Origin of the sequence: Halomonas kalidii (genome assembly GCF_030010475.1) — a bacterium.
In the GTDB taxonomy this organism is placed as follows: domain Bacteria; phylum Pseudomonadota; class Gammaproteobacteria; order Pseudomonadales; family Halomonadaceae; genus Halomonas; species Halomonas heilongjiangensis.
In genome coordinates this window covers 308,893-329,044 of record NZ_JASCQN010000051.1, presented here as the reverse complement: position 1 = coordinate 329,044, position 20,152 = coordinate 308,893, and the positions used below count along the sequence as shown (strand labels likewise).

The following is a 20,152-nucleotide window of genomic DNA, read 5'->3' as shown; positions in this document are numbered from 1 at the left end:
CCGACCAAGGCCCAAGACCCCATGTCCGCGACACCCGAACGCCGGGAGGTACCGCTCTCCCGCGGCGCCATCCACCTGACCCGCTTCCGCTCCCTCGGCGCGACCCGCGGCGCCGTGCTCTGCTGGCACGGCGCCATCGAGTCGGGGCGCATCTTCCACAGCCGCTCGGGCAGGGGCCTCGCCCCCTGGCTGGCTCGACAGGGCTTCGATGTCTTCGTCGCCGACCAGCGTGGGCGGGGCCAGGCACCGCCGCGACCCACACGGGGTATCGACCTCGACCAGACCGATGTCATCGTCGAGGAATTTCCCGCTGCCGTCGAGGCCTGTCTCGCACTGGCCGGCACGTCCCGCCTGCATCTGGTCACCCACTCCTGGGGCGGGGTGCTGGCGGCGTCGAGCCTGGCGCGCTTTCCGGCGCTGCGCGAGCGCATCGACCGCCAGGCCTTCTTCGGCACCAAGCGCAGCGTGCGCAGCTGGTCGCTCCAGCGGCTGCTCTACGTGGACCTGATCTGGAAGGGGCTGGCGCCGGTGGCCTGTCGGCTGTGGGGGTACCTGCCGGCCCGGGCCCTGCACTGGGGCAGCGACGACGAATACGCCGGCAGCCATCGCCAGGGGGCCGACTGGGTGCGCCCCCGTCCCTGGGTCGACACCCGGGACGGCTTCGACTACGCCGCGGCGCTGGCCAATGGTGGCCTGCCGCCCACCCTGCACCTGGCCGGCCGGGCCGATCGGGCCCTGGGGCATCCGGACGACGTCGCCCGCTTCGCCACCGAGTGCGGCCCTCACGAGCAGCGCCTGGTGCTGCTGGGCCAGGGCCGGGGGGCCTCCCGCGGCCTGTCGCGCGACTATGGCCACCTGGACATGCTGACCCACCCCGCGGCGGCCCGGGAGGTCTTCCCGCTGGTCGTCGAGTGGTTCGAGCAGGGACGGGGAGGACCGGCGAAGGCCTGAAACGAAAGAACCCCGAGCCTCTGGCTCAGGGTTCGGGAATTCGTGATGGCGGACCGGACGGGACTCGAACCCGCGACCTCCGGCGTGACAGGCCGGCATTCTAACCGACTGAACTACCGGTCCGCATGGTGGGTGATACCGGACTCGAACCAGTGACCCCCAGCATGTGAGGCTGGTGCTCTAACCAACTGAGCTAATCACCCACGAACATCGATACTGCTTGTTGCGACTGCCAGGCCATCGTGGCGGACCGGACGGGACTCGAACCCGCGACCTCCGGCGTGACAGGCCGGCATTCTAACCGACTGAACTACCGGTCCACAAGATGACTCGCAGCTCGGAAGACGATGGCGGACCGGACGGGACTCGAACCCGCGACCTCCGGCGTGACAGGCCGGCATTCTAACCGACTGAACTACCGGTCCGCAGCGTACTTCCAACGTGATCGGGCCATTACCCGGGGCAATGGTGGGTGGTACAGGGTTCGAACCTGTGACCCCCAGCTTGTAAGGCTGGTGCTCTCCCGGCTGAGCTAACCACCCCCGGTCACGTGGCGCTGCATTCTACAGGGGCACCGCCCAATGTCAACGCTTTTTGCATCCCCGTGGCACCGCCCCGTTCACCACATAACCGCCGCCCTTTCATCGACTTGCCGGCATCGCCCGCGCCCCGGGGGGAGGGTCATGCCTGCCCGGCCATGAAGGCGGCGATCACCCCGGCCGCCTCGGCGATCAGCTGCCCCTGATCCCGCCCCGATGCGCGCCGCGGCTTCCAGTCGTGATCGCCATCCTCGAGCCAGTGCACCCTGGCCACCTCGGGCAGGGCATGACCGGCAAGCTCCTTTCGGGTACCGAAGGGGTCACGACTGCCCTGCACCACCAGGGTCGGACAGGCGAGCAGCGGCCAGTGGGCCAGGCGCAGGCTCTCGGGTCGGCGGGGGGGATGGAAGGGATAGCCGCAGAGCACCAGCCCGACCGCCTGGTCGCGCGCCGCGAACAGGCTAGCGGCCCGCCCGCCCATGGACTTGCCGCCGAGCCAGAGGGGAGCGAGTTCCGGATGCGACACGGTGTCGCACCAGTGGGCCAGCTCGTCGACCAGGAGGTCGATGCGGGGAGGGGGACGGCGGCGCGCCTCGCGGCGCATGCGCTGCATGTAACCGAACTCGATGGCCAGGGTCTGGACGCCCTCCTCGGCCAGTGCCTCGCGCAGCGCCACCATCAGGGCCGAGTCCTGCCCAGCCCCCGCCCCATGGGCGATCAACAGGCGCCCAACGCGAGCCTCGCCACGGACTTCGAGGGGGCCGAGCCCCTCGACCAGCCAGCCTCCACGATCACCCGACAGCAGGCGATCACGAAGCCGGCTCGGGGAGATACTGGCTTCGACTTGACAAAAATAATTCGACACTCGAGACCCTCGCGAGTTCATGAATTGGCACGTGCATGTGTTCAGGTTGATGCGGGCCTGCGCTAGAATTCCGGCTGGATCTTGACCTGCATCATCCTGCGGGAGGCCGACCCGGGGCAGAATGCCGCGGGGCAACCCAATACCGCATTCGATGGGAACCTGACATGAGCACAGCACTTGAACACCCGACCTACAACTACAAGGTAGTTCGGCAGTTCGCGATCATGACGGTGGTGTGGGGCATCGTGGGCATGACCCTCGGTGTCATCCTCGCCGCACAGCTGGTATGGCCGCAACTCAACCTGGGACTGCCGTGGACGAGCTTCGGCCGCCTGCGCCCCCTCCACACCAACGCCGTGATCTTCGCGTTCGGCGGTTCGGCACTGTTCGCCACCTCCTACTACGTGGTGCAGCGCACCTGCCAGACGCGGCTGTTCTCGGACAAGCTCGCGGCCTTCACCTTCTGGGGCTGGCAAGCGGTGATCCTGGCGGCCGTGGTGACCCTGCCCATGGGCTACACCGAGGTCAAGGAGTACGCCGAGCTCGAGTGGCCGATCGATATCCTGATCGCGGTGGTGTGGATCAGCTATGCCATCGTCTTCCTCGGCACCATCAAGCTGCGCAGGACCTCGCATATCTACGTGGCCAACTGGTTCTTCGCCGCCTTCATCCTCACCGTGGCGGTGCTGCACATCGTCAACAGTGCGGCCATTCCCGTCTCCGCGATGTACTCCATCTCCCTCTATTCCGGGGCCATCGATGCCATGGTGCAGTGGTGGTACGGCCACAACGCGGTGGGCTTCTTCCTGACCGCCGGCTTCCTGGGGATGATGTACTACTTCGTGCCCAAGCAGGCCGAGCGCCCTGTCTACTCCTACCGTCTGTCCATCGTCCACTTCTGGGCGCTGATCATGGTCTACATGTGGGCCGGCCCGCACCACCTGCACTACACCGCGCTGCCCAACTGGGCCCAGTCGCTGGGCATGATCATGTCGATCATCCTGCTGGCCCCCTCCTGGGGCGGCATGATCAACGGCATGATGACCCTCTCCGGGGCCTGGCACAAACTGCGCACCGACCCGACCCTGCGCTTCCTGGTGGTCGCCCTCTCCTTCTACGGCATGTCGACCTTCGAGGGCCCGATGATGGCGGTGAAGACCGTCAACGCCCTCTCCCACTATACCGACTGGACCATCGGCCATGTGCATGCCGGGGCACTCGGCTGGGTGGCGATGATCACCATCGGCTCCTTGTACCACCTGATTCCGCGCCTGTTCGGCCGCACCGAGATGTACTCCGTGGGCATGATCGCCGTGCACTTCTGGCTGGCGACCATCGGCACCGTGCTCTACATCGCCGCCATGTGGGTCAACGGCATCCTGCAGGGCCTGATGTGGCGTGCCGTCAACCCCGACGGCACCCTGATGTACACCTTCGTCGAGTCTGTCGAGGCCAGCGGCCCCGGCTACATCGTGCGCCTGATCGGCGGCCTGTGCTGGGTCACCGGTATGCTGATCATGGCCTACAACGTCACCATGACGGTCAAGCGCAGCGACACCGCGCGTCAGCCGATTCCGCAGACCGCCTGAGCCAACAGGGAAACCGTCACCAATGAGACACGAGATCGTCGAAAAGAACGTCGGCCTGCTCGCCGTACTGGTCCTGGTGGTGATCAGTTTCGGCGGCCTCGCCGAGGTCGTGCCGCTGTTCTTCCAGAAGCAGACGACCGAACCCGTCGAGGGGCTGCGCCCGCTCTCCGCCCTGGAACTGGAGGGGCGCGACATCTATCGCCGCGAGGGCTGCGTCGGCTGCCACTCGCAGATGATCCGCCCCTTCCGTGCCGAGACCGAGCGCTACGGCCACTACAGCGTGGCCGGCGAGTCGGTCTACGAGCACAACTTCCTGTGGGGTTCCAAGCGCACCGGGCCGGACCTGGCACGCGTCGGCGGCCGCTACAGCGATGACTGGCACCGCGCCCACATGTACAACCCGCGTGACGTCGTGCCGGAATCGATCATGCCGGCCTACCCCTGGCTGTTCGAGAACACCCTCGATGGGCGCGCCACGCCGCGCAAGATGGAGACCCTGCGCAGCCTCGGCGTCCCCTACACCGACGAGCAGATCGAGAACGCTACCAGCGAAGTCCGCGGCCAGCAGGAGATCACCGCCCTGGTCGCCTACCTGCAGCAGCTGGGCACCGTGCTCGAGGGCACGCGCTGACATGGATACCGGGACCTTTCGCGGCATCATCACCGGGCTGCTGATCCTGGCCTTCATCGGCATCACCGTCTGGGCCTACTCCAGGCGCCGCAAGCCGGATTTCGACGAGGCGGCCAACCTGCCCTTCGCCGACGATGATGAACAACCGACCCGTGACAAGCGCCTCTCGCCGGAACAGCGGACGAACGAGGCCGATTCCCGAGAAGACAAGGGAGACAGGAACGCATGAACAATCTTTGGGATGACTCCCTTTCAGGCTTCTGGAGCGCCTGGATCATCGTCATCACGCTGGGCTCCATCGGGCTGGCCTTCTGGCTGCTCTATGCCAACCGCCGCACCGACAAGACTCCCGACGCCGAGGGCAATGTCGAGACCACCGGCCACGCCGCCGACGGCATCGAGGAGTACGACAACCCGCTGCCACGTTGGTGGTTCCAGCTCTATGTCGGCACCGTGATCTTCGCGCTGGGCTACCTGTTGCTCTACCCGGGGCTGGGCAACTTCGCCGGCGTCCTGGGCTGGACCCAGGAAGGCCAGTGGGAGGAGGAAGTGGCACGTGCCGAGGAGCGCTTCACGCCGATCTTCGCCCAGTACGAGGAAGTCCCGATTCCCGAACTGGCCGAAGACGCCGAGGCGATGCAGGTGGCCGAGCGCATCTTCCTGAACAACTGCGCGGTGTGTCACGGGTCCAATGCCCGGGGCGGCTACGGCTTCCCCAACCTGACCGACGACGACTGGCTCTACGGCGGGGAACCAGAGCAGATCCTGACCACCCTGCACCAGGGACGCAACGGCCTGATGCCGTCCTGGCAGCAGCTCGGCGAGGAGAACATCGAGAACCTCACCCAGCATGTGCTGTCACTCTCTGGACTGGAGCATGATGCCGAGCGCGCCGAGAGCGGTGCGGCGACCTTCGCCTCGGTGTGCGCCGCCTGCCACATGCCCGACGGCACCGGCAACCAGGCCCTGGGGGCGCCCAACCTGACCAACGACACCTGGCTCTACCAGGCCCCGGGGCAGAGTGTGGCCGACGCGGTGCGTCAGACCCTGCGCAACGGCCGCAACGGCCACATGCCGGCCCAGGCGGCCTATATCGGCGAGGAGCGGGTCCACCTGGTCGCCGCCTATGTCTACAGCCTGCGCCTCCAGGACTGAGGCGGCCCGCACTGGACGGACAGGGTGCGGCCGCGGGTCGCACCCTGTCTCGTTGGGTCGAGGGATCGATACAATGAACCGCGCTCGTTCCTGCCCTCCTCCCGTCGAGCCCTCCGTGAGCCTGCCATGAGCGACAAGATACCGACGACAGACGTCACCCCGACCCCGGTCGGCCATCATGCGCCCGGGGAAACCGTCACCCAGGAGATGTACGCCAGCCGGCGCCACATCTACGTGCGCGAGATCAAGGGGCTCTTCCAGCGCCTCCGTCGCGGTGCCAACTGGGGGCTGATGCTGCTCTTCTTCGGCCTGCCCTGGCTGCAGTGGGGGGATCGCCCGGCGGTCTGGTTCGACCTGCCGGGGCGCGAATTCCATATCTTCGCCGCCACCTTCTACCCCCAGGAGTTCATGCTGCTCTCCTGGCTGCTGATCATCTGCGCCTTCGGCCTGTTCCTCATCACCGTCTTCGCCGGCCGCGTCTGGTGCGGTTACACCTGCCCCCAGAGCGTCTGGACCTTCCTGTTCATCTGGTTCGAGCATCGCCTGGAGGGGCCGCGCAACCGACGCATCAAGCTCGACAAGGCAGCGATGACCCTCGACAAGGCCTGGCGCAAGGGGACCAAACACGCCATCTGGCTGGCCATCGCCCTGGCGACCGGGATCACCTTCGTCGGCTACTTCACGCCGATCCGCGATCTGGTGATCGAGTTGCCGACCCTCGAGGCCCATGGCTGGTCCTACTTCTGGGTCGGCTTCTTCCTGGTCTTCACCTACCTCAACGCCGGCTGGCTGCGCGAGCAGGTGTGCATCTACATGTGCCCCTACGCCCGCTTCCAGTCGGTGATGTTCGACGCCGACACCCTGATCGTCTCCTACGACGAGGCCCGCGGCGAGCCCCGCGGCTCACGCAAGAAGAGCCTCAGCCATCAGCAGGCGCGGGAAGCCGGTCACGGCGACTGCATCGACTGCGACCTCTGCGTACAGGTCTGCCCCACCGGCATCGACATCCGTGACGGCCTGCAGTACGAGTGCATCACCTGTGCCGCCTGCATCGACGCCTGCGACAGCGTGATGGACAAGATGGGCTACCCGCGCGGCCTGATCCGCTACACCACCGAGAACGCCCTGGAGGGCAAGCCGAGTCGTATCCTGCGGCCGCGCCTGCTCGGCTACCTGGCGGCACTGCTGGTGATGGTCGGAGCCTTCGCCTGGGCACTGTCCGAGCGCATGCCGCTGGACTTCGAGGTCGAGCGCGAGCGCAACCAGCTGTTCCAGATGACCCGCGAGGGGCGGGTCAGCAATACCTACACGCTGACCATCCGCAACCTCGACCGTGAGGATCATGCCTATCGCCTGGAGGTCAGCGGCCTGCCCGGCCTCGAGCTGGATACCGACAGTATCCGCGTGCCCGCCGGCGAATCGCGCCAGGCCGTGGCGAGCATCACCGCCGCCCCGGACGTCATCGAGCTGCCGAGCCACGATATCCAGCTGCACCTCGAAGCCGAGGGCGACGAGCGCATCCGCCTGACGCGCGACACACGCTTCATCGGACAGATCCGGAGATAACCGTGCAAGCCCATCCCGTGACCCCCTGGTACAAGCAGTTCTGGCCCTGGTTCCTGATCGGCCTGCTGCTGTCGGCGATCACCGTCAGCACCACCTTTGCGGTGCTCTCGGTGCGCTCCTTCGACGGCATGGTGCAGGAGGACTACTACGAACACGGCAAGGCCATCAACATGGTACTGGCCAAGCAGCAGCGCGCCGCCGACCTGGGTCTGGAGGCCCGGCTGCGCATCGACCCCCTCACCAGCGACGTGGTGCTCGACCTGGAGGGCGACACCCGACCCGAGCGGCTGGTGCTCAAGCTGATCTTCCCCACCGAGGACGATCGCGACCAGGAGTTCATGCTCGAGCACGTGCGTGAGGGCCGCTACCTGGCTCAGGCGCCGGACAACCTGCGCTATCGCTGGTACCTGCAGCTACAGCCTGCCGGAGACGACCCGGAGTGGCGCCTGGTCGGTGAGGCACGCTTCCCCGACGAGGGGAGCATCGCCCTGACCCCGGGACGCCCGGCGGCCGAATGACCGCTACCCAGCCCGGGGCCACCACCCCGACCGCCCCATGACCGTAGAAGCCACCGCCGGCCGCGACTGCTACCACTGCGGCAACCAGGTACCCGCCGGGGCCCCCTGGTCGATCACCCTCGACGACCGGGCTCGGTCACTGTGCTGCCCCGGCTGCGAGGCGGTGGCCCATGCCATCGTCGACGGCGGACTCGCAAGCTACTACCGCTTCCGCACCGAACTCCCGGAGCGCCCCGATGACCGCCAGGCGATCAGGGCCGAGACCTGGGCGGTGTTCGATGATCCCGGCCTGCAACGCCAGTTCGTGCACCCCGAGGCCGACGGCGGGCGCGTCCACGCCACCCTGGCGGTGGACGGCATCACCTGTGCCGCCTGTGCCTGGCTGATCGAGCACCGGCTCAACGCCCTGGAGGGCATCGACACCAGCGCGGTGAACCTCACCCACCACCGGGTCCGGGTGAGCTGGGACCCGCAGCGGGTCAAGCTGTCGCGGATCCTCGCCGAGATGGCCGCGATCGGCTATCAGGCCCAGCCCTACGAGCCCGACGAGGCCCAGAGCCGCCTGCAGCGGGAAGAGCGCATGAACGTGCGCCGGCTGATCGTCGCCGCCGTGGGCATGGCCCAGGTGATGATGTTCTCGATCCCCATCTACGTGTCCGCGCCCGGCGAGATCAGTGACGACTTCCTCGCCCTCTTCCACTGGCTCTCCTTCGCCCTGGCCACCCCGGTGGTGTTCTTCTCGGCGCGTCCCTTCTTCCGCAATGCCGCGCGCGACCTGCGCACCCGGGTGCTCGGCATGGACGTGCCGGTGTCGATCGCCATCGGCGGCGCCTACCTCGCCAGCGGCTATGCGGTGCTCTCCGGCACCGGCGAGGTGTACTTCGATTCGGTGGCCATGTTCACCTGTTTCCTGCTCTTCGGCCGCTACGTGGAGGCCCGCGCCCGGCGCCGCAGCGGCCACAGCGGCAATGCCATGTCCGGCGCCCTGCCGCTCTCGGCGATTCGCCTCACCGACGGGGGCGAGGAGCGCATCCTGCCGGCCAGCGAGCTCGCCCCCGGCGACCGGGTACTGGTCAAGCCCGGCCATGGTGTGCCCGCCGACGGCGTGATCGAGGACGGCGAGTCGAGCCTCGACGAATCGATGCTCACCGGCGAGTACCTGCCGGTGACGCGCCGCCCGGGGGAGACCGTCACCGGCGGTAGCCAGAACATCGAGAGCCCGCTGGTGGTACGCGTCACCCACGCCGGGCGCGAGACCCGAGTCGCCGGCATCGTCGACCTCACCGACCGCGCCTTCGCCAGCCGTCCACGGCTCGCCCAGATGGCCGCCCGCATGTCGCACCTCTTCGTGCTGCGGCTGCTGCTGGTGACCGCCGGTGTCGCCACCGTCTGGTGGTTCATCGATCCGTCGCGGATGCTCTGGGTCACGCTCTCGGTGCTGGTGGTGACCTGTCCATGCGCCCTGGCGCTCGCCACCCCCACGGCGCTGACCGCCGGCCACGGCCAGCTGCGCCGCCGCGGTGTGCTGGTGACCCGCGCCAATGCCATCGAGGCGCTCTCCCAACTCGACCGGGTGATCCTCGACAAGACCGGCACCCTGACCACCGGCCGCATGGCGCTGGTGGAGACCCGCCCGCTCGGGGACCTCGACGAGGCACGCGCCCGGGCGCTGGCCGCGGCCCTGGAGGCGAGCTCGGAGCACCCTATCGCCCGCGCCTTCCATCCGCACCGCGACGCCACGGTGCGCGCCCGGAACGTGGTCAGCCGCACCGGCCAGGGCCTGGAGGGCGAGATCGAGGAACGCCCCTGGCGGCTCGGCAAACCCGATTTCGCCGCGCCGACACAGGCTCCGGGCCCGCCGGGCGAGGGGCAGTGGCTGCTGCTCGCCGAGGCGGGCGAGCCACGCGCCTGGTTCATGCTGCAGGATCACGTGCGCGAGGATGCGGCCGACACCGTCACCGCCCTTCAGGCGCTGGGGCTGCAGGTGGAGCTGCTCTCCGGCGATACCCCCGAGGCGGTGGGCCGGCTCGCCGCGCGGCTCGGCATCGCCACCTGGCAGGCCTCGGCCAGCCCGGAGGACAAGCTCGCGCGCATCCGCGCCCTGCAGGCCGGGGGCGAGCAGGTGGCCATGGTCGGCGACGGCATCAACGACGTGCCGGTGCTGGCCGGGGCCGACGTGGCCATCGCCATGAACGGCGCCACCGACCTGGCCCGCACCAGCGCCGACGCCGTCTTGCTCAGCCCGCGGCTGACGCGTATCGTCGAGGCGATCGAGATCAGTCGGGCCACCCGCCGGATCATGCGCCAGAACATGATCTGGTCGGTGTGCTACAACGTCTCGGCGCTGCCACTGGCGGCCATCGGCATCGTGCCGCCCTGGGTCGCCGCACTCGGCATGTCGGCCAGCTCCCTGGTGGTGGTGGGCAATGCCCTGCGACTCAACCGCTTCCGCTCGGCCGTCACGCCATTCGTCCCGACGCCCCGGCTGGTGAACGCATGAGCATCCTCTACCTGCTGATTCCACTGTCGCTGATCCTGCTGGGGCTGGCCGTGTGGGCCTTCTTCTGGGCGGTCAAGCATGACCAGTTCGAGGATCTCGAGGGCCCCGCCCATCGCATCCTCTTCGACGAGGACGAGAACGATCTTCTCCCCGAAGAACGCGAGCGCCGGCGACGGTCGCGTGGCGAGGTCGACGACGTTCCCGCTGACCGGGAGGAGCCGCCGCGCTGATGGATCCCACCGGCCTGGGTCTACCGCCCCTGCTGGCGGCCTTCGTCTTCGGCCTGCTCGGCGGCGCCCACTGCATCGGCATGTGCGGCGGTATCATGAGTGCCCTGACCTTCGCCGTCCCCCCCAGCATGCGCTCCCCGGCCCGACTCTCCGGGCTACTGCTCGGCTACAACCTCGGGCGCATCGCCAGCTACATGGTCGCCGGTGCACTGGCGGCCGGGCTCGGCACCCTGGTCGCGATCACCCCGGTCACCCGCCTGGTGCTGCAGGGGCTGGCCGCCGTGATGTTGATCCTGATGGCGCTCTATATCGCCGACTGGTGGAAGGGGCTGCTCAGGGTGGAGGCCGTGGGCAAGCGGCTGTGGCGCCACCTGGAACCCGTGGGGCGGCGGCTGATGCCGGTGGTGAGGGTCCCCCAGGCGGTGGCACTGGGGGCCGTCTGGGGCTGGCTGCCGTGCGGGCTGGTCTACTCGATGCTCGCCTGGAGCCTGGCGACCGCGGCCCCGCACCATGGCGCCCTGCTGATGGGCGCCTTCGGCCTGGGTACCCTGCCGGCGCTGCTGGCCACCGGGCTGGCGGCACGCCAGCTCGGCGGCCTGATCCGCCACCGCGCCACCCGCACCCTGGCCGCGGCATCGATCATCGCCTTCGCCCTGTGGCAGCTCTGGATGCTGCTGCCCGCTGGCGGCCACGCCTGACCCCGCCCGACGAATTCGCCCCCGCTTGACGCAGCTCAACACGGCCCCGGGCCGGCCCCACTACCATCGAAGCATATCCATCATCCGGAGTGTCGCCATGACCGCTCACGTGAAGCGCGAAGGCCCAGAGGATTCCGCCCGGCTCGCCTGGGACATGGCACTGCTGCGCCGCTACGACACCCGCGGCCCACGTTACACCTCCTACCCCACGGCTCGCGGCTTCCATGAGGGCTTCGGGCCCGACGACTTCAGCGCGGCTCTCGCGCGCAGCAACGACCAGGGCCAACCGCTGTCGCTCTACATTCATGTACCGTTCTGCCGCAACGGCTGTTTCTATTGCACCCGCAACAAGATCGTCACCAGGGACACACGGCGGGCCGAAGCCTATCTGTCGCGCCTCGATCGGGAGATGGTACTCAGCTCCCGCCACCTCGATGCCTCGCGGGAGATCCAGCAGCTGTACTGGGGCGGCGGCACCCCGACCTTCCTCGCCCTCGACCAGATGAGCGACCTCATCGACCGCCTCGATGCCCGCTTCGGGCTCTCGGGCTCGAGGGAGCGTGACTATGCCATCGAGATCGATCCACGGGAGGCCAATGTCTTCACCCTGCGCCATCTGCAGGCCCTTGGCTTCAACCGCCTGAGCCTCGGTGTCCAGGACCTGGACCTCAGGGTGCAGCGGGCCATCAACCGGGTTCAGCCCCGGGTGCTCACCGAATCGTTGATCGACGAAGCCGACCGTCTCGGCTTTCGCTCGCTCAACCTCGACCTGATCGTCGGCCTGCCGCTGCAGACCCGCGACAGCTTCGCCGAGACCCTGGCGCAGGTGATCGCCATGGCCCCGGCCCGACTCTCGGTCTTCAACTACGTCCACCGGCCCGAGCGCTTCACGTCCCAGCGCCGCATCCATGTCGAGGACCTGCCCGATTCCGAGGAGACGCTGGCGATGCTGCAAGCCACCCTCGAGATGCTGTCCTCGGCAGGCTATGTGCACATCGGCATGGACCACTTCGCCCGCCCCGACGACAGCCTGGCGATAGCCCAACGCCAGGGCACCCTCACGCGCACCTTCCAGGGCTACTCCAGCCATGCCCCGTGTGACCTGGTCGGACTCGGCGTCTCGGCGATCAGCCGGGTCGATGACGTCTATGCCCAGAATCCCGCGGCACTCGCCGCCTACGAGAGGGCGCTGGACGCCGGCCACCTGGCCACCGCCCGAGGGCGGCGCCTGACGTTCGACGACCGCCTCCGGCGACACGCCATCGAACGACTGGTGTGCGACATGGCGCTCGACCTCGAGGCACTGGGCCGCACCTTCGGGGTCGATGCCGAGACCTACCTGGCCGACACCTTGATCCGGCTCGAGGTGGCCGAACGCGACGGCCTGGTGACCCGGGTGGGCCCCCGGCTCCTCGTCACGCCGATCGGCCGGCTACTGATCCAGCACCTCGCCATGGCCTTCGACGCCCACGCGCCGCCGCCCCTGGCGACGAGCGACTCCCGTATCGCGTGAGGGACTACCTCCAATGGCGGGAGGCTACCTCCAAAGGGATGCTTTGCCGGCCTGGGGTAATCCTCCATAATGGCGACAGAGTCACCATCATGGAGGAGAGCATGCCTGATACCGCGACCGGCGGGCGGCGTTCCCTGCTGCACGAGACCCGCTGCCAGACCTGCAGCCTCAGCTCGCTCTGCCTGCCGCTGGCGCTCGAGCTCCAGGACATGGACCAGTTCGATGCCATCATCCGGCGCCGCGCCCCCCTGAAGAAGGGCGAGACACTGTTCCGCCAGGACAGCGCCTTCACCAGTGTCTACGCCGTGCGCTCGGGCAGCCTCAAGCAGGTCACCACCGAGGGCAGCGGCGAGGACCAGCTGACCAACTTCTACCTGCCCAGCGAACTGGTGGGCCTCGATGGCATCGACGAGGAGCGCTATCCCGGCACGGTGGTGGCGCTCGAGACCACCACCGTGTGCGAGATTCCCTTCGACCGCCTCGACGCCCTCTCCGAGGAGCTTCCGGAGCTGCGCGCCCAGCTCTACCGCAGCATGAGCAAGGAGATGCGCGACGATCGCCGCATGATGCGGCTGCTGTCGCGCAAGACCGCCGACCAGCGACTGGCGACCTTCTTCGCCGGCCTCTCGGATCGTTTCCGCCGCCGCGGCTATTCGCCCTACAGCTTCCGACTCTCCATGTCCCGGGCCGACATCGGCAACTACCTGGGGCTGGCGGTGGAGACGGTGAGCCGCATCCTCGGCCGCTTCCAGACGCAGGGCCTGGTGGCCGTCTCCGGCCGCGAGGTCAATATCCTCGACCTGGCGGCGCTGACCAAGGTCGCCGAGGAGGAAGGCGCCCGCTAGCGCCGAGCCATAAGCAGCCCCCCCCGCTGGAATACCACATCCAGCGGAGGTTTCTGTTGGACAGCAGGGGCAAAGAGTCGCGGCTTACCCGGCGACAGGCCTGCGCGGAGGCGCTGTGAACCCTTCCCTGGGCGCTACATTTGCCCTGCTGCGCTCTCGCATCCTGCTCCGCTTGCAGGACCGGTGTTGGCCATCCATGGCCAACCCGTTCGGCGGGAAGAACATCCACTGGATGTTCTTCGTATTTCCGCCTCACCCCTGGCAAATGACCTCCGCGTCGGCCTGTCCCCGGCGCCGCTCGCGTGGTGGGAACGGGTCCGCCATCCCTTCTTTCGGCACCTACAACTCGTTGAGGATATCGATGCGGTCGGCCTGCCGCCGGGCCTGTTTCTCCTCCAGGCCGGCGAAGTCGAACAGCTCGCGGTCGGCGAGCTGCGAGGGCGCCACGTTGGTCACCGCCTTGAACATGCTCTCGAGCCGGCCGGAGTGCCTGGCCTCCCATTCGGCGAGCATCTCCTTGACCACCTGGCGCTGCAGGTTGGGCTGCGAGCCGCAGAGATTGCAGGGGATGATCGGGAAGTCCATCAGCCGCGCGAACTCGGCGATGTCCGCCTCCCGGCAATAGGCCAGCGGACGGATGACGATGTTCCGGCCATCGTCGGAGAGCAGCTTGGGCGGCATCGCCTTGAGGCTGCCGCCGAAGAACAGGTTGAGGAACAGCGTCTCGAGGATGTCCTCGCGATGGTGGCCCAGGGCGATCTTGGTGGCACCGATCTCCTCGGCGAAGCCGTAGAGCGAGCCGCGACGCAGCCGCGAACAGAGCGCACAGGTGGTCTTGCCCTCGGGGGTCTTCTCCTTGACCACCGAATAGGTGTCGCGCTCGAGGATGTGGTACTCCACCCCGATGCCGTCCAGGTACTCGGGCAATACATGCTCGGGAAAACCGGGTTGCTTCTGGTCGAGGTTGACCGCCACCAGCGAGAAGTTGACCGGGGCATTGCGCTGCAGGCTGCGCAGGACCTCGAGCATGGTGTAGCTGTCCTTGCCGCCGGACAGGCAGACCATCACCCGATCGCCTTCGCGGATCATCTCGAAATCGATGATGGCATTGCCCACCTGGCGTCGCAGGCGCTTCTGCAGCTTGTTGAACTCGCGCTTGCCCTTCCCATCGAGGGGTGTGGCGTCGTCTTCCGTGACAGGAACGTCAGCGGGGCTAGGGTCGAAGATCACGGCATCTTGCATGGTCGGGGCACTGCCAGAGCGGCTGGAAATGACGGGTGCCTATCCTACCACCGCCGCCGCCAGCTGGCGACGGGACGGTATGGCGTCGACGGCCCGGGGGAAGCACATACCCTGGGTGACCCTGGAAACGAGCCGGCCTCACGAGCTCCGCTTCGCCAGCATGGCACCCCGCTCCAGGCGCAGGTACATGAGTGCCGTGGTCACCGCATCGCCCAGGGCGGTGTGGCGCCCCATCACCGGCACCCCCAGGGCGCCGGCCACCTGCTCGAAGCGCAGGCCGGGCTCGATCTCGGGGTGGCTGCGGCGTAGCTGCCGGACATAGGTATGCGCCACGTCGATGCCGGCATTGGGCAGGTCGAAACCGAAGCGTGGTCGCAGCTCCCGGTTGATGATCGACAGGTCGAAGTCCAGGCACCAGCCCACCAGCGGCCGGTTGCCGATGAATTCCAGGAAGCGGCTCAGCGCCGTCTCGATGCTCTCGCCACCTTCCAGGTCGATGCCACGCAGGCCATGGATGCATATCGAGTCTCCGCTCAACGAGGCGGGACGCTGCAGGCGCAGGTCCAGCGATTCGCTGGCCAGCACCCGGTCGCCGCGGATCTTCACCGCGGCCAGCGATACCAGCTCGGCACTGCGGGTATCGAGCCCGGTGGTCTCGCTGTCGATGGCCACCAGCTCGTCACCGGTGTAGGGCTGGAACAGCCAGGCGTAGTAGCCGTCGGCCTGGCGGCGCCGATCGGCGGCCCGGCGCAGTACCTTGAGCATGGGTTGACCTCCTGTAGGTAGTGTCGATCCCTGAAAGAACGCCCCGTATCACGAATATTCCAGGTGAAAGCGGTGCGACAGACGCTGCTTGAAATCCTTGACGATATGCAGCGCCTCGCGAAGCAGGTCGCGCTCCAGCGACGAGAGCTCCTGGACCACCACCCGGTCGGGCTTCTTGCCCTTGTCGCCCTCACCGCCCAGGCGTGCCAGTTGCTGCTCGAGGCGCAACTGGGTGAACAGCGACAGCGCCTCGCCCAGGTCCTCGGCGAAGCGAGCCTCCAGGCGGCCGTCCTCGGCCAGCGCCTCCAGGCGCTCCAGGGTCGAGGTGACGTGGATGCCTCGTTCCAGCGCCATGGCGCGCACCCCGTGGACGATGGGAAAGATGCCGCCCTTCTTGATGTCGATGCCGTGCTGGGGCTTCTTCAACGAGCCGAACAGGGTCAGCGGGGTGGAGAAACGCAACGCCGGGCGGGCAAAGTAGGAGAGCAGGATCTCGTCCCGGGAGCAGCGTTCGAACAACTCCTCGCGGACCTGTTCGAGCAACACCGGATTGCCCGCCACCGCGTGGGAGTCGAGCATGATGGCGAGCTTCATCAGGCTGTCGCCATCACGACTGGTCGCCCAACGGGCGATGCGGCCGCGCCACTGGGTCACGCTGCCGACCCACTCCGGGTTGGAGACCATGATATTGCCCGGGCAGGGCGGATAGCCGAGCTCGATCAGGGTCTCGGTGAACCGCTGCATCTGCTCGGCGCAGTCGGGCCAATCGAGGTCATCGGCCAGGATCAGGCCATTGTCCTGGTCGGTCTTGAGAATCTGCTCCCCGCGCCCCTCGCTGCCCATCACCATCAGGCAGCTGTCGCGGCGATGGGGCTCGTCGATCAAAAAGCCCCAGGCCTTGTTCATGATGCGACCGTTCAGGGCCGCCAGCAGGCCCATGGCGAAGCGCAGCTTGACCCCCTGGGCCATCAGCGCCCTCACCAGCTCCGGGGTGCGCCGGCTGGCCGCGGCCAACGCCTCGAGGCTGTCCGCCTGTTCCACCTGCAGGCTGACGACATAGCTGCGGCTGGAGAAGTAGCTGAGCACGTCGGTCAGCTCCACCACGCCGCAGGGCACGTCCTGCTCCATGACGACCACCCGCTCGACCTGGTGGCGGGTCATCACCACCAGCACCTCGAACAGGTACTGGTCAGGGGTCACCGTCACCAGCTCGAAGTGGGCGACCGCCTGCACCGGACTGTCCTGCGCGCGACCTTCCAGCACCAGGGCGTTGAGCAGATCGGTCTTGGTGACCATGCCCGCCCCCTGGTCGCCGTTGACCAGCAGGCTGTCGGCGTGACTGTCATGCAGGGTGGCCACCGCCTCGGCGATGGTCGAGGCCGGCCCCACGCAGAGCGGCTCGCGCATGCACTCGCTGACCCTGGCCAGCATGAAGCCGGCCATGGTCACGCCGCCCTCGGCGCGCTGCTCGGTCAACAGGCGAGCCTTGTGGGCCAGGGTCTGGCGAAAGAACTCGGCGAACGGCGGGTAGTCGTCGCACAGTTGCAGGAACAGCGCCTTCGGCAGCAGGTAACAGAGGCTCTCCTGCTCGGCACGGAAGCGATAGCGGCTCTTGCCGTTGAGGATGCTGATGGCGCCGAACAGGTCGCCTTGGGTGTAGTGGCCGATGCGCTCACGCGCGCTGGGGAGGGTCGTGTCCAGTTCCGCGACCTCGCCCTTGTGGATGATGAAGACGAACTCTCCGGGCTGACCGGTTTCGAGAATGATCTCGTCACGGTCGAAGTAGGCCAGGTCGACGCCACTGCGAACGCGCTCGCGTCCTTCATCATCCAGAAAGGTGAATGGCGGTTGAGAGAGATCGACATCGACCATGGGGCTGTCCTCGTTAGGCGGCTGTCTCACCCCGCAGGTTCATAAGCACATGACAGCCACGGTGGCTTCAAGATAGCAAAGTGGCGATTCAAGAAAGAACCTAGACAATCGTCCTATCCTTACCGACTTAGACCAACGTCATAACGGACACATGATTAGACTATCGTCCCATGCATGACCGGCTAGACCATCGTCCTATGCTCGCCTTGCGGGATTCGAAAACAACAGAGCGATTACAACGTAACTACTTGTTTTATAATTAAAAAAAACGACACCCTTCCATCGGTATTTTTTCATGATACCAAAGTCTGGGATTTATTTTTCCCACTCATTGCCCAGTATCAACCATGAGTCATGCAGGGTAATCGCACGTCGACAATCCTTGCCGTCCACAGGCAGGCAACGTCCTCGCACGGGACAACCTTCCGATGGATAGTCGTTGTATACGTGCGATTGACCTGATGGGTCTTGGGATCGATCGGTGCAACTTCTCACCCCCCAATAACAAGTGGAGAGCAACACCATGGCAGATGAGAAATCCAATGCCGCGACTTACTGGAAGGCGAATGTCCGCCTGATTACCGGTTGCCTGATTGTCTGGGCGCTGGTGTCCTACGGCTTCGCGATCCTGCTGCGCCCCCTGTTGTCGGGCATCCCCATCGGTGGTACGGACCTGGGGTTCTGGTTCGCCCAGCAGGGATCCATCCTGACCTTCATCGGCCTCATTTTCTTCTATGCCTGGAGAATGAACCGGCTGGATAAACAGTTTGGCCTCGGGGAGTAAGCCAGCATGAGTCAGTTTGCCATCAACCTGCTGTTCGTGGGCGCCTCCTTCGCCCTCTATATCGGTATCGCGGTCTGGGCCCGTGCCGGTTCGACCAAGGACTTCTACGTCGCCGGTGGCGGCGTGCACCCGATCACCAACGGCATGGCGACCGCCGCTGACTGGATGTCCGCGGCCTCCTTCATCTCCATGGCGGGCCTGCTCGCCTCGGGTGGTTACGCCAACTCCTCCTTCCTCATGGGTTGGACGGGCGGCTACGTCATCCTGGCGATGCTGCTGGCACCCTACCTGCGCAAGTTCGGCAAGTTCACCGTGCCCGACTTCATCGGTGACCGCTTCTACAGCAATACCGCCCGCCTGGTGGCCGTGGTCTGCCTGGTGGTGGCCTCCGTCACCTACGTCATCGGCCAGATGACCGGCGCCGGCGTGGCCTTCTCCCGCTTCCTGGAAGTCAGCAACACCTGGGGCATCTGGATCGCCGCCTTCATCGTCTTCCTCTACGCGGTATTCGGTGGCATGAAGGGCATCACCTACACCCAGGTGGCCCAGTACGTGGTGCTGATCATCGCCTACACCATCCCCGCCGTCTTCATCGCCCTGCAGCTGACCGGCAACCCCATCCCCATGTTCGGCATGTTCAGCGTGCACAACGAATCCGGCATGCCGCTGCTGGCCAAGCTCAGTGAAGTGCTGGTCGAACTGGGCTTCCGGGACTACGCCGCCGACGTGGACAACAAGCTCAACATGGTGCTGTTCACCCTGTCGCTGATGGTGGGTACCGCGGGCCTGCCCCACGTGATCATCCGCTTCTTCACCGTGCCCCGGGTGGCCGATGCGCGCTGGTCCGCCGGCTGGGCCCTGGTGTTCATCGCCCTGCTCTACCTGACCGCGCCGGCGGTGGCCTCCATGGCACGCCTGAACCTGCTGACCACCGTCTATCCGGAGGCGAGTGGCCAGGTGGAGAACTACGAGGAGGCGATGGGCGACGCCCTGCTCTACGCGGAGCGGCCCGAGTGGGTGCGGACCTGGGAAGAGACCGGGCTGATCACCTTCGACGACCTCAACGACGACGGCCGCATCCAGCTCTACAACGACGGCAACGAGGCCTTCGCGCCAACCGCCGCAGAGCGTGGCTGGGAAGGCAACGAACTGACCGTCAACAACGACATCCTGGTATTGGCCAATCCGGAAATCGCCAACCTGCCCGGATGGGTCATCGGCCTGATCGCCGCCGGGGGCATCGCCGCGGCACTCTCCACCGCTGCGGGGCTGTTGCTGGCGATCTCCTCGGCCATCAGCCATGACCTGATCAAGACCACCATCAACCCCAACATCACCGAGAAGGGCGAGATGCTGGCGGCCCGCATCTCCATGGGCGGGGCCATCCTGCTGGCCACCTACCTGGGCCTGAACCCGCCCGGCTTCGCGGCCCAGACGGTGGCCCTGGCCTTCGGTATCGCGGGTGCCTCGCTGTTCCCGGCCCTGATGATGGGTATCTTCTCCAAGCGGGTGAACAACAAGGGCGCGGTTGCCGGCATGCTGGCCGGCCTGATCGCCACCCTGCTGTATATCTTCACCTACCTTGGCTGGTTGTTCATTCCCGACACCAACATGCTGCCGAACACGCCGGACAACTGGATCCTCGGCATCTCGCCGCTCTCCTTCGGTGCGATCGGCGCGATGATCAACTTCGCCGTGGCCTTCGCCGTCTCCAGTGCGACCGAAGAACCTCCGCAGGAGATCCAGGACCTGGTCGAGAGCGTTCGCTTCCCGAAAGGCGCTGGCGCTGCGATTGACCACTAAGCCATAATGGGTTCCTGACGCAGCGAGCCTGCGTCATGGAACCAAACCGGATCGGGCTTCCATGGGGAAGCCCGATTTCTTTGAGG

General features: G+C 66.8%; 18 protein-coding genes and 5 tRNA genes. 14 read left to right on the top strand and 9 right to left on the bottom strand.

Translation table 11 applies throughout. The annotated features are described in order from the left end of the window. Nucleotides 1-21 precede the first annotated feature (21 nt). The gene (locus QLQ85_RS18115; RefSeq protein WP_282740280.1) at nucleotides 22-951 is read left to right on the top strand and encodes an alpha/beta fold hydrolase; all 930 of its coding nucleotides are present in this window, start codon (nucleotides 22-24) and stop codon (nucleotides 949-951) included. A 46-nt stretch (nucleotides 952-997) separates the two neighbouring features. On the opposite strand, the gene QLQ85_RS18110 is transcribed toward QLQ85_RS18115, so the two are convergent. From QLQ85_RS18110 to QLQ85_RS18085, 6 genes are all read right to left on the bottom strand, one after another. Beyond that, nucleotides 998-1,074: transfer RNA gene (locus QLQ85_RS18110), tRNA-Asp, on the bottom strand. Between the two features lie 3 nt (nucleotides 1,075-1,077). Then, nucleotides 1,078-1,154: transfer RNA gene (locus tag QLQ85_RS18105), tRNA-Val, on the bottom strand. A gap of 40 nt (nucleotides 1,155-1,194) precedes the next feature. Next, nucleotides 1,195-1,271: transfer RNA gene (locus tag QLQ85_RS18100), tRNA-Asp, on the bottom strand. A gap of 28 nt (nucleotides 1,272-1,299) precedes the next feature. After that, a tRNA-Asp gene (locus tag QLQ85_RS18095) sits at nucleotides 1,300-1,376 on the bottom strand. A gap of 41 nt (nucleotides 1,377-1,417) precedes the next feature. Then, nucleotides 1,418-1,493, bottom strand: a tRNA-Val gene (locus QLQ85_RS18090). A gap of 139 nt (nucleotides 1,494-1,632) precedes the next feature. Continuing rightward, entirely contained in the window at nucleotides 1,633-2,355 is a 723-nt protein-coding gene (locus QLQ85_RS18085; RefSeq protein ID WP_282740279.1) for an alpha/beta family hydrolase, read from the bottom strand. 164 nt (nucleotides 2,356-2,519) lie between these two features. Between QLQ85_RS18085 and ccoN the strand changes: the two genes are divergently transcribed. The 11 genes from ccoN to fnr all read left to right on the top strand — a co-directional run bounded on the left by ccoN (nucleotide 2,520) and on the right by fnr (nucleotide 13,600). After that, nucleotides 2,520-3,944, top strand: coding sequence for a cytochrome-c oxidase, cbb3-type subunit I (gene ccoN / locus QLQ85_RS18080; protein ID WP_282740278.1), 1,425 nt, complete (start codon nucleotides 2,520-2,522; stop codon nucleotides 3,942-3,944). Nucleotides 3,945-3,966: 22 nt separating this feature from the next. After that, the gene (gene ccoO, locus QLQ85_RS18075; RefSeq protein ID WP_240568677.1) at nucleotides 3,967-4,575 is read left to right on the top strand and encodes a cytochrome-c oxidase, cbb3-type subunit II; all 609 of its coding nucleotides are present in this window, start codon (nucleotides 3,967-3,969) and stop codon (nucleotides 4,573-4,575) included. 1 nt (nucleotide 4,576) lies between these two features. Further along, nucleotides 4,577-4,804: a cbb3-type cytochrome oxidase subunit 3 gene (locus QLQ85_RS18070; protein ID WP_282723000.1), complete on the top strand. Its 228-nt coding sequence runs from the start codon at nucleotides 4,577-4,579 to the stop codon at nucleotides 4,802-4,804. Then, nucleotides 4,801-5,730, top strand: coding sequence for a cytochrome-c oxidase, cbb3-type subunit III (ccoP, locus tag QLQ85_RS18065; RefSeq protein WP_282723001.1), 930 nt, complete (start codon nucleotides 4,801-4,803; stop codon nucleotides 5,728-5,730). Before QLQ85_RS18070 ends, ccoP begins: the two co-directional genes overlap by 4 nt. Before the next feature lie 126 nt (nucleotides 5,731-5,856). Beyond that, on the top strand, nucleotides 5,857-7,296 hold the full coding sequence (ccoG, locus tag QLQ85_RS18060) for a cytochrome c oxidase accessory protein CcoG (RefSeq protein WP_282740277.1): 1,440 nt from the start codon (nucleotides 5,857-5,859) through the stop codon (nucleotides 7,294-7,296). Nucleotides 7,297-7,298: 2 nt separating this feature from the next. Next, nucleotides 7,299-7,814, top strand: a complete 516-nt coding sequence (locus QLQ85_RS18055) for a FixH family protein (RefSeq protein WP_282740276.1) — start codon at nucleotides 7,299-7,301, stop codon at nucleotides 7,812-7,814. A 37-nt stretch (nucleotides 7,815-7,851) separates the two neighbouring features. Continuing rightward, complete coding sequence (locus QLQ85_RS18050; protein ID WP_282740275.1) at nucleotides 7,852-10,314, top strand: heavy metal translocating P-type ATPase; 2,463 nt, start codon at nucleotides 7,852-7,854, stop codon at nucleotides 10,312-10,314. Further along, entirely contained in the window at nucleotides 10,311-10,544 is a 234-nt protein-coding gene (ccoS, locus tag QLQ85_RS18045; RefSeq protein ID WP_282740274.1) for a cbb3-type cytochrome oxidase assembly protein CcoS, read from the top strand. The genes QLQ85_RS18050 and ccoS overlap by 4 nt, the downstream gene beginning before the upstream one ends. Further along, a complete protein-coding gene (locus QLQ85_RS18040) occupies nucleotides 10,544-11,242 on the top strand; it encodes a sulfite exporter TauE/SafE family protein (RefSeq protein ID WP_282723006.1) in 699 nt (232 codons plus the stop codon). The genes ccoS and QLQ85_RS18040 overlap by 1 nt, the downstream gene beginning before the upstream one ends. A 97-nt stretch (nucleotides 11,243-11,339) precedes the next feature. Beyond that, the gene (hemN, locus tag QLQ85_RS18035; protein WP_282740273.1) at nucleotides 11,340-12,755 is read left to right on the top strand and encodes an oxygen-independent coproporphyrinogen III oxidase; all 1,416 of its coding nucleotides are present in this window, start codon (nucleotides 11,340-11,342) and stop codon (nucleotides 12,753-12,755) included. 101 nt (nucleotides 12,756-12,856) lie between these two features. Next, entirely contained in the window at nucleotides 12,857-13,600 is a 744-nt protein-coding gene (gene fnr / locus QLQ85_RS18030) for a fumarate/nitrate reduction transcriptional regulator Fnr (protein ID WP_282740272.1), read from the top strand. A 339-nt stretch (nucleotides 13,601-13,939) separates the two neighbouring features. On the opposite strand, the gene ttcA is transcribed toward fnr, so the two are convergent. From ttcA to QLQ85_RS18015, 3 genes are all read right to left on the bottom strand, one after another. Further along, the gene (gene ttcA, locus QLQ85_RS18025; protein ID WP_282740271.1) at nucleotides 13,940-14,842 is read right to left on the bottom strand and encodes a tRNA 2-thiocytidine(32) synthetase TtcA; all 903 of its coding nucleotides are present in this window, start codon (nucleotides 14,840-14,842) and stop codon (nucleotides 13,940-13,942) included. 138 nt (nucleotides 14,843-14,980) lie between these two features. Further along, complete coding sequence (locus QLQ85_RS18020) at nucleotides 14,981-15,607, bottom strand: 3'-5' exonuclease (RefSeq protein WP_282740270.1); 627 nt, start codon at nucleotides 15,605-15,607, stop codon at nucleotides 14,981-14,983. Between the two features lie 48 nt (nucleotides 15,608-15,655). Beyond that, complete coding sequence (locus QLQ85_RS18015) at nucleotides 15,656-17,479, bottom strand: DUF294 nucleotidyltransferase-like domain-containing protein (protein ID WP_282740269.1); 1,824 nt, start codon at nucleotides 17,477-17,479, stop codon at nucleotides 15,656-15,658. Between the two features lie 523 nt (nucleotides 17,480-18,002). Here QLQ85_RS18015 and QLQ85_RS18010 point away from each other — a divergent pair. Next, entirely contained in the window at nucleotides 18,003-18,263 is a 261-nt protein-coding gene (locus QLQ85_RS18010; RefSeq protein WP_282723012.1) for a DUF4212 domain-containing protein, read from the top strand. A gap of 6 nt (nucleotides 18,264-18,269) precedes the next feature. After that, nucleotides 18,270-20,066, top strand: a complete 1,797-nt coding sequence (locus QLQ85_RS18005) for a sodium:solute symporter family protein (RefSeq protein ID WP_282740268.1) — start codon at nucleotides 18,270-18,272, stop codon at nucleotides 20,064-20,066. Nucleotides 20,067-20,152 lie beyond the last annotated feature (86 nt).